The following is a 12,281-nucleotide window of genomic DNA, read 5'->3' as shown; positions in this document are numbered from 1 at the left end:
GCATTGCCGACAGCCGGAACGCACAGGGGTAATATTCATGTCTCATCTGACCGACGAGGCGCGCGCGGCCTATCGCGACGCGCAGCCGACCATCGATATGGGCGACAACAGCCTGGAATCGATCGTCGCGGCCAATCCGGCCCGCCGCACCATCCTGAAGAACGGCCTGCTGGGCCTGTCGATCCTGCCGATGCTGGGCGCGCTGTCCGCCTGCGGTGATGACGATGATTCGAGCAGCCCGACGCCGACCCCCACGCCTACGCCGACCCCGACGCCCAGCTATGGCATCGCCTTCACGCCGGTCGCCGCCAACATGAACGACACCGTCACGGTGCCCAACGGCTATACCGTCGACATCCTGCTGAAGGCTGGCGATTCGATCGAAACCGGCACCGCCTATTCGGGCAGCTATCCGACCCCGGCCGATGCCGAGAAGTGGGCTGGCGGCAATCATGACGGCATGGAATATTTCGAACTGTCGGGCACCGACGCCAATAGCGGCGGTCTGCTGGCGCTGAACTTCGAATATCCCGACTTCAACATCCTGATGGCGGGCGGCTATGACGCCGCGACCGCGACCGCCGACCAGAAGGCGCTGGCCCTGTCGGCCGTCGGCATCGGCGTGGTGGAAATCGCCAAGGCTTCCGACGGCAAATGGTCGGTCAAGTCGGGCTCCAAGTACAACAAGCGCTACACCGGCAACAGCAGCTACAAGGCGACAGGTCCTGCCGCTGGTCTGCTGTCCGGCACGATCAAGGGCATGCTTAACAATTGCTCGTCGGGCCGTACCCCGTGGGGTACCTATCTGACCTGCGAGGAATCGACCGACAATTATCTCGATCCGACGCAGCCGGAGGAAAATTACGGCTGGGTGGTCGAAATCGATCCCTATCAGGAACTGGATGTGCCGACCAAGCGCACCGCGCTGGGCCGTTTCGACCATGAAAATGTCGCTCACATGGTCGATAGCAATAGCCGCGTCGCCTTCTATATGGGCCATGACGGCACGCCGGGCTGCGTCTACAAGTTCGTGTGCGATCGCGCCTTCAGCAGCAGCAACCGCGCCAGCAATCGCGACATGCTCGACCATGGCACGCTCTATGTCGCCCGTTTCAATGCGGACGGCACCGGCGAATGGCGCGCCCTGGTTCAGGGCCAGAATGGCCTGACCGCCGGGGCTTCCGATCCGGGCAACACCAGCCAGAGCGCGACGCCGATCACGCCGACGACGGTCGACTTCAACAATCAGGCCGATGTCATGATCAACACCATCTCGGCGGCGCGCGTCGCCGGTGGTACGGTGATGGATCGCCCGGAATGGATCACGGTTGCGCCCGACAACAGCGCCATCTTCGTGACGCTGACCAACAACAGCAGCCGCCGTTCGACCGACGCCGCCAACCCGCGCACCGTCAACCGCCATGGCCATATCGTGAAGTTCAAGGAAACCGGCAATTCGCCGCTCGCCATGACCTTCACCTGGGAAATCTTCCTGCTGGCGGGCGATCCGTCGCTGGCCGGTTTCGGCGACAAGCTGGAAGGCAATATCAACGGCGACACCTTCTCCAGCCCCGACGGCATCCGCATCGACCCGCAGGGCCGCCTGTGGGTTCAGACCGACCATTCGGTGCCGGGCAGTTCGGGCGATTCGTCGCGGACGATCGAGCAGGTCTTCGGCCAGAATGCGATGTTCTACATTGACCAGTCGACCAAGAAGTCGATGCGCTTCCTGGTGGGGCCTGAAGGGTGCGAGATCACCGGCATCGCCTATACGCCGGACCTGACCAACTTCTTCATCAATATCCAGCATCCGACCGGTGACTGGCCGGTGTCGGGTCAGGAACCGCGTTCCTCTACCATCGTCGTGCGCCGTACCGACGCCAAGCCGGTCGGCAACTGATATCGGAAAAGGCCCCTGTCCTTCGAAGGGCAGGGGTTTCATGGGGGCGCTCCGACAGGAGCGCCCCTTTTTTCGTATCCGGCTGGCATCCGGCATTTCCGGCCAACAGCAAAAGGCCCGCTCCCTTGCAGGGACGGGCCTTTGTCCGTTCCGAAAAAGCCGGAAAAATCAGGCGCGCGGGCGAAAGGCCCGCAGCGGCTTACTTGATCTTGGCTTCCTTGAATTCGACATGCTTGCGCACGACCGGGTCATACTTGCTGAAGCTCAGCTTTTCGGTCTTGGTGCGCGGATTCTTCTTGGTGACGTAGAAAAAGCCAGTGTCAGCCGTGCTGACGAGGCGGATCTTGACAGTTGCTGGCTTGGCCATGGCCTTATTCCCTGGTCGTAAAGAGCGTAAAAAATAAAGCGGCTCGCCAATGGTGAGTGGCGGACCGCCCGTTTCAGCGGTCGCCCATGGGCCAGATTCGGTCCGCTGTCAAGGCTGGGACGATTGGAGCTTCAGGCTTTACGCGCCCTTAACCCGGGTAAGGCTATGAAGAAACGGGGCGAAACAAGGGGAGTGCATCCCATGCGACATGATCCGATGCTGGCGATTTTGACGGACCTGATGCGGCGGGTCGATGGGCTGGCGGGGCAACGTGGCCATTTGTCGGTCGCCCGCTTGCAGGATGAGGTCGACCAGATTCGCCACATCGCCCGTGCTTTCGGTCTGGACGCGGTGGAGGGGCTGGCTGCCACATTGGGGTCCGCCACCTCTCTTCATGGTCTGGGGCCGGTGGTGCTGTCCTATCTCGACCTGATGCGCGATGCGATTGCGGCCGACATGCCATTGGCCGATATCGTGCCGATCATTCCGCGCACTATCGCCACCGTCACAGCCTTGCGCGCCTGACACCGGTCGGCCGATGGACGCCCTGTTGATCGCGTTGCTCGGCTGTCTGCTTGGCGAAATGGGGGGCAAGAGCCAGTTGCTCCTGCTTGCGCTGGCGACACGCTATGAGCGCAATGGCGCGATCATCGCCGGCGTCGTCGTGGCTGCTGTCGCCAATGCGGCGATATCCGCCTTTGCGGGGGCCTGGATCGGCCCGATGCTGGGGAGCGACGCGCGGCTGCTGTTCCTGGCGCTTTCCATCCTGTTTCTGGGCGTGGGCCTGTTCTGGCGGGTGTCTCCGCCCGATATACTGGGCGGCTGGCGGACCGGCGCCTTCCTGACCACGGCGCTGGGCCTTTTCATCCTGGGCTTTGGTGACGGCCCGCAATTTCTGATCCTGGGCATAGCGACGCGCACGGCTGATCCCATCCTCGCTGGCATAGGTGGCGCGATCGGTGTCATCGTCGCCCTGGTGCCGGTGGTAGTGGTGCGCGCCCAGTTGCTGGAGGTCCTGCCACTGCGGACGATTCGCTGGGCCGGAGGGATCATACTGCTCGTCACCGGCGTCCTCATGGCGCTATCTGCGACCGGCTTGATCTGATCGAAGGCGTTGATCAGCCTGATCGGGATTTCCGTCGTGAAAAAATGGCACCAACTTGGCGCGCGATCATTATATGTCCGAAACCAGTTTCCCGAACAGGAGGACAGTGAATGACCGCGCCCGACCTCAAGACCCCGACCGACCTGAAGAGCAATGCGACCAAGTCCGTCGCCGAAGCGCTCAACGGCGCGCTGGCGGACAGCTACGCGCTGTATCTGAAGACCAAGAATTTCCACTGGCATGTTTCGGGTCCGCATTTCCGCGATTATCATCTGATGTTCGATGAGCAGGCGACCGAGATTCTGGGCGTGACCGACCTGATCGCCGAGCGCGTGCGCAAGACCGGCAATGTTACGCTGCGTTCCATTGGCGATATCGCCCGGCACCAGACGGTAAAGGATAATGACGCCGACTTCGTCAGCCCGGCCGACATGCTCAAGGAATTGCGCGACGATAATCTGGCGCTGGTCGAAACCTTCCGCGCGGTAAAGGCCGCCGCCACCGAAGCGGGCGACAACGCCACCGAAGGCATTGTCGACGACTGGACCGATCAGGCCGAACAGCGCGCCTGGTTCCTGTTCGAGGCGGCACGCGGCGCCTGATTGGCTATTACGGCAAAGAAAAAGCCCTCCGGTGGAAATCGGAGGGCTTTTTTTCATGCTTAGAGCATCGCGCGGAAAAGTGGGCACCGGTTTTCCGCATAAAGCGATGCGAAAACAAAAAACTAGAGCGCGCGACCTGCGTCAGATTTAACGCAGCGCGCTCTAATCTTCGTGGAGGACGTCGATCGCGACAATCTCGATCGCCTCGGCCTTCCCGGCGAAATCCACCTTCTCGTCGACTTCCGCATCCATCATCGCGCGGGCGAGGGGGGAGGAAAAGCTGATCCGGCCTTCATGGGGATCGGCCTCGTCGTCGCCGACCAGCGCCACCGTCTTTTCCTGCTTGTTCAGTCGATAGGTGACGCGCGTGCCGAAGGCGACCGCTTGCGGCCCCGCCACCGGTCGCAATTCCGCCGTCGCCAGCCGCATGCGCCAGTAGCGCAATTCGCGCTTATGCTTCTTGGCAGCCTCTTCCTCCATGGCGGCGGTGTCGGTGGCTTCCAGCGCCTCGACCTTGTCCCGCGTCAGCCGCAACCCGCGCGCCGTCACCCAATTGGGGCCGGGCGGGATCGGCAGCTCGAACTTGGGCTCCATATGCTCATCATCGCTCTCGCGACGAAAGGCGACACTCACGTCATCACTCTCCTGAAAACAACAATATGCCCCGCCCCGATCGATCACCGGGGCAGGGGCAAGCCACACCGATAGCGGGATCAATCTTCGTCGAACAAGCCTGCAAGCTGCTCGACCATCGTGCCGCCCAATTGTTCGGCGTCCATGATGGTTACGGCGCGACGATAATAGCGGGTGACGTCATGGCCGATGCCGATCGCCACCAGTTGCACCGGCGAGCGATTCTCGATCCAGTCGATCACCTGCCGCAAATGCCGCTCAAGATAGGTGCCGCTGTTCACCGACAGGGTGGAGTCATCCACCGGCGCACCATCGGAAATCACCATCAGGATGCGACGCTCTTCCTGGCGTGCGATCAGGCGGCTATGCGCCCAGAGCAGCGCCTCGCCGTCGATATTTTCCTTCAACAGCCCTTCGCGCATCATCAGGCCCAGATTCTTGCGCGCGCGGCGCCAGGGATCGTCGGCCTTCTTGTAGACGATATGGCGCAGGTCGTTGAGACGGCCCGGCATAGGGGGCCGTCCAGCGGCTAGCCATTGCTCGCGGCTCTGCCCGCCCTTCCACGCGCGGGTGGTGAAGCCCAATATCTCGGTTTTCACGCCGCAGCGTTCCAGCGTGCGCGCCATGATGTCCGCGCTGATCGCCGCGATGCTGATCGGCCGCCCGCGCATCGATCCCGAATTGTCGATCAGCAGGGTGACGACGGTATCGCGAAACTCGGTATCCCGCTCGATCTTGTAGGATAGCGACCGGGTGGGATCGATCACGATCCGCGCCAGCCGGGCCGCGTCCAGCATGCCTTCTTCCTGGTCGAAGTCCCAGGACCGCGACTGTTGCGCCATCAGCCGGCGTTGCAGCCGGTTGGCCAGTTTCGTCACCGCGCCCTGCAAGCTGACCAGTTGCTGGTCGAGGAAGCCGCGCAGCCGCACCAGTTCATCCTCGTCGCACAGATCCTCCGGCGCGACGACTTCGTCGAATTTGGTCGTATAGGGCTTATAGTCGAAGCCGGGCGGCAGGTCGGACATCGGGCGATTGGGGCGGACCGGCATCATGCCTTCCTCGCCCATATCGTCGGCGCCTTCGTCGCTGTCGGCGTCGAATTCGTCGCTATAGTCGGTTTCACCCTCTTCGGTGTCGCCGCCCTGATCCTCGGCACGCGCCTCGGCATTCATGTCGCTGTCGCCGGCCTCGTCCTGGCCGCTTTCGCCCTCTTCCTGCTGCTCTTCCTCGTCTTCGCCTTCATCCTGCGATTCGGGTTCTTCGGTGTCGGGCGGCACATCGGCATCGATTAACTGGAGATGTTCCAGCATCGTCGTGGTCAGCTTCTGGAAGGCGCGCTGATCGTCGATCGCCAGCATCAGCGCATCCAGATCGGTCCCGGCCTTGTCCTCGATCCACTGGTCGAGCATCGCCACGCCGGGCGCCGCATCCTTGGGGATCGCCTGCCCGGTCAATCGTTCACGCACCTTGAGCGCGAGCGCGGTCGACAGCGGTACTTCGTCAGCGGCGCGCGCGCGCCGGATCGCATCGGACTTCAGCCGCAGGTCCAGCGCATGATTGAGGTTGGCGCGCACGCCTTCCATCGCCCGCGATCCGATCGCCTCGACCCGGGCCTGCTCGACTGCGTCGAACACGGCGCGTGCGACCGCTTCCGAAGGCGTGGTGGCGGCATGAAGTTTTGCGTTATGATGGCGCAGCTTGAGGGCATGGGCATCGGCAAAGCCACGCGCCAGCGCCACCTGATCGGCGGGCAGGGCGCGGCCGGGCGTCGGCACCTTGATCGCCTTGCCCGCAGCATGAGGCGTATCGGCGGTGAAGCTGACCTCCACCTCCGCATCGCGCGTGATCGCGCGCGCCGCGCCGGACAGGACATCCTTGAAGGCATCGATGGGGGATCGTTCGGTCATGGCCGCTCCGGTTCGCCGACGCGCGGCACGGCGATCGTCTCGATCTGCGTCTCCACTTCGCTCATCAGCTTGTGCACCGGGCATTTTGCGGCCACGGCGATCAACTTGTCATGCTGCTCGTCGGTCATCGGCCCGGTCAGCGCGATGCGGGTGGTCAGCTTGTAGACGCCCTTGCGCTCCTCGCTCGCGTCGCGGACCAAGCCGACATGGATATTCTCCACCGGAATGCCGTTGCGCTGCGCATACCAGAGCATGGTCATCGCCTTGCATGCGCCCAGCGCGCTATCATACAGGTCGTGCGGGTCCGGCCCGGCGTCATGGCCGTCGGGCGCGGACATATCCGCAACGATCTCATGGCCCCGAATGCTGATCCGGTGGGCGGTTCCCCCAGCGGGGTCGATCCGTTCGACGACGATCATGTTTTGTCTTCCCGCCATGGAGGCAGGGCGAACATTCAGTTCGCCCGGCTCGCCACGCTCTCGGGAAGATCCTTCCCGAACACGCGCTGATAATATTCGGCGACCAGTGCCCGCTCCGCCTCATCGCATTTGTTGAGGAAGGAGAGGCGGAAGGCAAAGCCGACATTCTTGAAGATCAGCGCATTCTGCGCCCAGCTGATCACGGTGCGCGGCGACATGACGGTCGAGATATCGCCATTGATGAAGCCCTGCCGCGTCAGTTCGGCGACCTTGATCATATTCTCGACTTCCTTGCGGCCGCCCTCATGATCATATTCGCCGGACTTGGCCAGCACCACCTGCGCCTCGGTCGCGGCGGGCAGATAGTTCAGCGCCACCACCAGATTCCAGCGGTCCATCTGACCCTGATTGATCTGCTGCGTGCCATGATAGAGGCCGGTCGTATCGCCCAGACCCACGGTGTTGGCGGTCGCGAACAGGCGGAAATGCGGGTTCGGGCGGATCACGCGATTCTGGTCGAGCAGCGTCATCTTGCCGTCCGTTTCCAGCACGCGCTGGATCACGAACATCACGTCCGGGCGGCCGGCATCATATTCGTCGAACACCAGCGCGACCGGGCGCTGCAACGCCCAGGGAAGCAGGCCTTCCTTGAACTGCGTCACCTGCTGCCCGTCCTGCAACACGATGGCGTCGCGGCCAACCAGATCGATACGGCTGATATGCGCGTCGAGGTTGATGCGGATGCACGGCCATTTCAGGCGTGCGGCAATCTGTTCGATATGGCTCGACTTGCCGGTGCCATGATAGCCCTGCACCATGACGCGGCGATTATAGGCAAAGCCTGCGAGGATCGCGAGAGTGGTGTCCGCATCGAACACATAGGCAGGGTCCAGATCGGGCACACGTTCATCGGCCTGAGAAAAGGCCGGAATCTTCATGTCGACATCGATGCCGAAGACTTCGCGTGCGTCCACTTCGCGATCGGGTGCCTCCAGCAGAGTTTCGGCGCGGGTATCGGGCTGGACGTTGGAAATATCGGTCATCGGGTCGTCATCTTTCTGCGAGTCAATCGCGCCCTAACCCAAATTTGAAGGGCGTGTCGATAGAGTGGCGGCAGTTGCTGCGCGGATCAAGCCGCCCATTCCGCCAAATTGGCCTCCTCGCCGATCAGGGCCAGTCCATGGGCAATGGAGGTGAGTTCGCCACCGGTAGCGATGCGATCATCGCCGAAACGCTGGCGGAAGATGCGCCGGATTGCCGGAATCAGCGACGATCCCCCGGTCAGGAAAACCCGGTCGATAGTATCAGGCGTCACTCCGGCCTTGCTCAGCGCCCGGTCCACCGTCTCTTCGATTCGGGCGATGTCGGGCGCGATCCAGCTTTCGAAATCGGCGCGCGATACCGTCTGCTCGATATCGATCCCACCGCCGGAAAAGCGGAAGCTGGCGCTTTCCGCATCGGACAGGGCGCGTTTCAGGGCGCCGACCGCGTCATAGAGCGGATAGCCCAGTTCCTTTTCGATGACCGTGATCATCCGGCCGATCGCGACCGGATCCTTCGCCGCCTTTTGCAGACGGGCCAGTTCGTCCATCGTCCGCCGGTTGCGCATCAGGGCAAGGCGCGACCAGTCCGCAAAATCGGCGAAATAGCTGCGCGGTATCTCCAATTGCTTGCCGAAACTCTCGTAACTGCCGCCCTTGCCCAGCATCGGCAGCACCAGATGATCGACGATGCGATAATCGAACCGGTCGCCGGCAAGGCCGATGCCGACCGATCCCAGCGGCACGCAACGCCGCGCTGCGCCCGGCGCTTCGACCCGAACCAGCGAAAAGTCGCTGGTGCCACCGCCGAAATCGGCAACAAGGATCGTGGCCGCTTCGGTCAGCCGACTGGCGTAGCTGAATGCAGCGCCCAGCGGCTCATAGACATAATGCACCTCGCTGCCGAAGCTGCCGAACATGGAGTCATAGCGCTTTCGCGCTAGCGCCTCATCCGGGCGGGCGCCGGCATATTCGACCGGTCGGCCGACGACGATCCGTTCGGGTCGACGGTCGAGCATGCCACCAGCATGGTCGATCATCTTGCCCAGGAACATCTGTCCCAGTTCCTCGAACCGGAATCGTTTCTCGAACACATTGGCGGTTTCGAAGATCGGGCTGGCAACAACCGACTTGAACGACTGGATGAAACGGCTGTCTTCGGGAAATTCCAGATATTCTGCGATCGCCCATGGCCCCGCCTCATGCGCCATGCCGCCCTTCACATCGCTGTCATGCCAGAAGCACAGGGCCGAGCGGAACACATCGCCGGTCGCCTGCTTGCCCGCGAAGCTGACCAGTTGCGACTCTCCGCCATTCGCCAGTGCGGCGACACTGTTGGTCGTGCCGAAATCCAGCCCCAGCGCACGCGCGGTCTGTTGCATGATCTTGTCTCCGGGATTTGAGGGCCGGGCGCTATGACAATGGGAGGCCGTCTATGCAAGGCCGCATCAGGCGAAAGCGGCCGCCTTGCGCAAATGGCCATAGGCTTCGATCACGGCCTGCAAGGCGCTTTCATGGCTGCGATCGCCGCCGTTATGATCCGGGTGATAGCGGCGGAGCAATTCGGTATAGCGGCTGCGCAGCGCCTTGCGATCGGCGTCGATCGACAATTCCATCGTCGACAGCGCCTTGCGATCCTCGGCCGACAGAAATTGTCCGTCCTGCCGCATCTGGTTCTCGGCTCGCGCTTTGGCCACCCGTTCGCGAAACTTGGCGCCGATCGCGTCCAGCGGGTCCTGAAAGTCGGACCATTTGGGCGGCGGACTGGTGGCGTTTGAGGAGAAGGCGCGTGTTTCCCGCTCCCAGCCGGCATAGGGGCGCTGGGCGGCGGCGATTTCCTCCGCGCTCATGCCGGTAAAGAAATTATAGCCCTGATTGAAGGCGCGGACATGATCCAGGCAGAACCAGCGCCAGCGCGGCCCTTCATGGTTCGATCGATTGCCTTCTTCCAACGGCGCGCGAAATTCCCCCGGCTCGGGGCATCCGGGCACGGCGCACGGTCGGTCGCTTTCCACGCGGCCATGGAAACGGTTGAAACGGCGGTTCGAAAACGGGTCGGTGCTCAAGATTGTCCTGATGGCATGGCTGGCAAAGCAGCCTATATAGGCAATATGACCACCGACCTCAAAGGCCCCGTTGCCACCGAAATCGAGGCGCGCCTGCGCGCCGCCCTGTCGCCAGCCCATCTTGCCGTCATCGACGACAGCGAAAAGCATCGTGGCCATGCCGGCCATGACGGGTCGGGGGAAAGCCATTTCACGGTCGAGATCGTGGCCGATCGCTTTGCGGGGCAAAGCCGCGTCGGGCGCCAGCGTCTGGTCAATGCCGCGCTGGCCGACCTGTTGCGGGACAAGGTGCATGCCTTGGCGATCAAGGCCCGCGCCCCCGGGGAAGAGGGATGACGCCGGACGATTTCATCATTCAGGCGATCACACCGACCACCCATGATCTGGGTGATTTCAAGGTGCATCGGTCGCTGCCGGTGAAGGGACGGACCATGGTCGGCCCCTTCATCTTCTTCGATCAGGCCGGCCCGGCGAAGATCGGGGCGGGGCAGGGGATCGACGTGCGGCCCCACCCGCATATCAACCTCGCCACCGTCACCTATATGTATGAAGGCAGCTTTCTCCACCGGGATTCGCTGGGCACCGAGCAACTGATCGAGCCGGGCGCGGTCAATCTGATGACGGCGGGCAAGGGCATCGTCCATAGCGAGCGCTCGCCGGACGAGGATCGCGCGAAACTGTCGAAACTCTCCGCGATCCAGACCTGGCTCGCTTTGCCCGACCGGTTCGAGGAGATGGACCCGGCCTTCGAACATGTCAGCGAAGGCGGCCTGCCCGTGATCGAGGATGGCGCGGTGCGTGCGCGGGTCATCATGGGGTCGCTCTGGGGCGCGACTTCGCCTGTGACGACCTATGCCCACACCATCTATGCCGATATCCAGCTCGCACCGGGCGGGCGGATCGCTATCGATCCGTCGGCGGATGAGCGGGCGCTCTATGTGTCGGGCGGGGACGCAGCACTCGACGGGCTGCTGCTGGCGCCGCAGACACTCTATGTCCTGCGTCCTGGTGTTTCGGCGACGTTGATGAGCGTCGATGGCGGCCGGGTCGTGCTATGCGGCGGAGAGGCTTTCACCTCGCCGCGCCATGTCTGGTGGAATTTCGTTGCCTCGACGCCGGAACGGCTGATGCAGGCCCGCGAGGATTGGGACGCAATGCGCTTCCCGCTGATCCCCGGTGACGATCAGGAGTTTATTCCGATCCCGCAGGGGCGGCCCAAGACGGTCAGCTATCCCTGACCGATCGGGATCAGGGCACAAAAGTCAGCGAAAGATTCTCGGCATTTTTGGGAATGTCGATCCGGCTTTCGTTGATCGACGCTTCCTCGCCGGGCTTCAGTCGGCTCTTGTCCGCTTTCGTCGTCCAGCTGAACACCAGCCGGTTCTGCCGGTCGCGCAGTTGCACCAGCACTGGCGGCACGGGCAGCGTCTGTGCGCCGCTGTTCACGATCCGCGCGCCGAATGCGAAATATTCCTCGCCGGTCGGCAGCTTGCGGCGCTCGGCGGGCTTGGACAGATAGAAGAGCAGGTCCGGGTCGCCTTCTTCCGGGACGATACCCATGGCGACCATCCAGCTGGGCGGGCCGAAATAATAGAGCGCGCCACCCGCCGCTGCCACGAGCAGGAAGAAGGTCGCGGCTGCATAAGTCCACAATTTGATCGGATTGCGGCGTGGCTTGAAGGGCGGCGCGGGCGCGAAATGGCTTTCCTGTACCGGATCGACCGGCGCACCGGCATAGATGTCGTCGAAACGATTGTCGAACGGAGCGGCGCTGGCGGGGGGCGGCACGGCTTGTGCCTCTTCCGGTGCGCCCTCCGCCACGGGTGCCGGTTCGGCTTCCGGCTCGGGTGGCGCCACCGGAATGTCGGCTGCGACGGCCGGTGCAGGCGGCGGGGGTGCCGGTGGTTGCTCCGGGGCGACGGCAACGGGCGCGGCCGCGCTGACCGGCGCTTCTTCGCGCGGGGGCAGGACGGCGGGTTCCTGGAACCAGCTATGTTTGCAGGCCGCGCAGCGGACCTGGCGGCCATTCTGGCCTACGGCGCTGTCGGGGACGACATAACGGGTCGCGCAATTGGGGCACACCAGGATCATTTCGCTTCATAGGCATGGCAGGGACTCGCGCGCAAGCGGCAACAATCCGACATGCGATGCAATGCGACTCGCCTGATCGCGTGGCGCGGGCTTTACGTCGCCCTGCCCGCTGTGCCATGGCTGCGGCTTCGGGACGCAGGGAGCGCAGAGG

14 protein-coding genes are annotated in these 12,281 nt (G+C 63.2%); 6 read left to right on the top strand and 8 right to left on the bottom strand.

The window, feature by feature from the left end; translation table 11 throughout:
- The first annotated feature begins 37 nt into the window (after positions 1-37).
- On the top strand, positions 38-1,900 hold the full coding sequence (locus BMY84_RS06370; RefSeq protein WP_093082048.1) for a PhoX family protein: 1,863 nt from the start codon (positions 38-40) through the stop codon (positions 1,898-1,900).
- Between the two features lie 199 nt (positions 1,901-2,099).
- Here the strand turns inward: BMY84_RS06370 and rpmG are convergent, their stop codons facing one another.
- Positions 2,100-2,267, bottom strand: a complete 168-nt coding sequence (gene rpmG / locus BMY84_RS06365) for a 50S ribosomal protein L33 (RefSeq protein WP_006959016.1) — start codon at positions 2,265-2,267, stop codon at positions 2,100-2,102.
- Between the two features lie 201 nt (positions 2,268-2,468).
- Between rpmG and BMY84_RS06360 the strand changes: the two genes are divergently transcribed.
- From BMY84_RS06360 to BMY84_RS06350, 3 genes are all read left to right on the top strand, one after another.
- Complete coding sequence (locus BMY84_RS06360; protein ID WP_093082045.1) at positions 2,469-2,792, top strand: hypothetical protein; 324 nt, start codon at positions 2,469-2,471, stop codon at positions 2,790-2,792.
- A 13-nt stretch (positions 2,793-2,805) separates the two neighbouring features.
- Positions 2,806-3,372 (top strand): TMEM165/GDT1 family protein, encoded by a 567-nt coding sequence (locus tag BMY84_RS06355; RefSeq protein ID WP_093082043.1) that lies wholly within the window; start codon positions 2,806-2,808, stop codon positions 3,370-3,372.
- A 110-nt stretch (positions 3,373-3,482) separates the two neighbouring features.
- Positions 3,483-3,974: a Dps family protein gene (locus tag BMY84_RS06350; protein WP_093082040.1), complete on the top strand. Its 492-nt coding sequence runs from the start codon at positions 3,483-3,485 to the stop codon at positions 3,972-3,974.
- A gap of 162 nt (positions 3,975-4,136) precedes the next feature.
- Here the strand turns inward: BMY84_RS06350 and BMY84_RS06345 are convergent, their stop codons facing one another.
- From BMY84_RS06345 to BMY84_RS06320, 6 genes are all read right to left on the bottom strand, one after another.
- A complete protein-coding gene (locus tag BMY84_RS06345) occupies positions 4,137-4,607 on the bottom strand; it encodes a GreA/GreB family elongation factor (RefSeq protein WP_093082037.1) in 471 nt (156 codons plus the stop codon).
- Between the two features lie 80 nt (positions 4,608-4,687).
- The gene (gene cobT, locus BMY84_RS06340; RefSeq protein ID WP_093082035.1) at positions 4,688-6,514 is read right to left on the bottom strand and encodes a cobaltochelatase subunit CobT; all 1,827 of its coding nucleotides are present in this window, start codon (positions 6,512-6,514) and stop codon (positions 4,688-4,690) included.
- Complete coding sequence (locus BMY84_RS06335) at positions 6,511-6,933, bottom strand: OsmC family protein (RefSeq protein WP_093082032.1); 423 nt, start codon at positions 6,931-6,933, stop codon at positions 6,511-6,513. The genes cobT and BMY84_RS06335 overlap by 4 nt, the downstream gene beginning before the upstream one ends.
- Before the next feature lie 35 nt (positions 6,934-6,968).
- A complete protein-coding gene (gene cobS / locus BMY84_RS06330; RefSeq protein ID WP_093082029.1) occupies positions 6,969-7,976 on the bottom strand; it encodes a cobaltochelatase subunit CobS in 1,008 nt (335 codons plus the stop codon).
- Positions 7,977-8,062: 86 nt separating this feature from the next.
- The gene (locus BMY84_RS06325; RefSeq protein WP_093082027.1) at positions 8,063-9,355 is read right to left on the bottom strand and encodes an Hsp70 family protein; all 1,293 of its coding nucleotides are present in this window, start codon (positions 9,353-9,355) and stop codon (positions 8,063-8,065) included.
- Positions 9,356-9,421: 66 nt separating this feature from the next.
- Positions 9,422-10,039: a J domain-containing protein gene (locus tag BMY84_RS06320; protein ID WP_093082024.1), complete on the bottom strand. Its 618-nt coding sequence runs from the start codon at positions 10,037-10,039 to the stop codon at positions 9,422-9,424.
- 45 nt (positions 10,040-10,084) lie between these two features.
- Between BMY84_RS06320 and BMY84_RS06315 the strand changes: the two genes are divergently transcribed.
- Both BMY84_RS06315 and BMY84_RS06310 read left to right on the top strand, forming a co-directional pair.
- The gene (locus BMY84_RS06315; protein ID WP_093082711.1) at positions 10,085-10,375 is read left to right on the top strand and encodes a BolA family protein; all 291 of its coding nucleotides are present in this window, start codon (positions 10,085-10,087) and stop codon (positions 10,373-10,375) included.
- A complete protein-coding gene (locus tag BMY84_RS06310; protein ID WP_093082022.1) occupies positions 10,372-11,277 on the top strand; it encodes a pirin family protein in 906 nt (301 codons plus the stop codon). The genes BMY84_RS06315 and BMY84_RS06310 overlap by 4 nt, the downstream gene beginning before the upstream one ends.
- Before the next feature lie 10 nt (positions 11,278-11,287).
- Here the strand turns inward: BMY84_RS06310 and BMY84_RS06305 are convergent, their stop codons facing one another.
- Positions 11,288-12,130 carry a zinc-ribbon domain-containing protein gene (locus tag BMY84_RS06305; RefSeq protein WP_093082019.1) on the bottom strand — a complete coding sequence of 281 codons (843 nt, stop codon included), beginning with the start codon at positions 12,128-12,130 and terminating at the stop codon, positions 11,288-11,290.
- Positions 12,131-12,281 lie beyond the last annotated feature (151 nt).

This window comes from Sphingobium sp. AP50 (assembly GCF_900109095.1).
In the GTDB taxonomy this organism is placed as follows: Bacteria; Pseudomonadota; Alphaproteobacteria; order Sphingomonadales; family Sphingomonadaceae; genus Sphingobium.
Note: the sequence above shows the minus strand (reverse complement) of the source record. Positions and strands in the feature narration are given on the sequence as shown.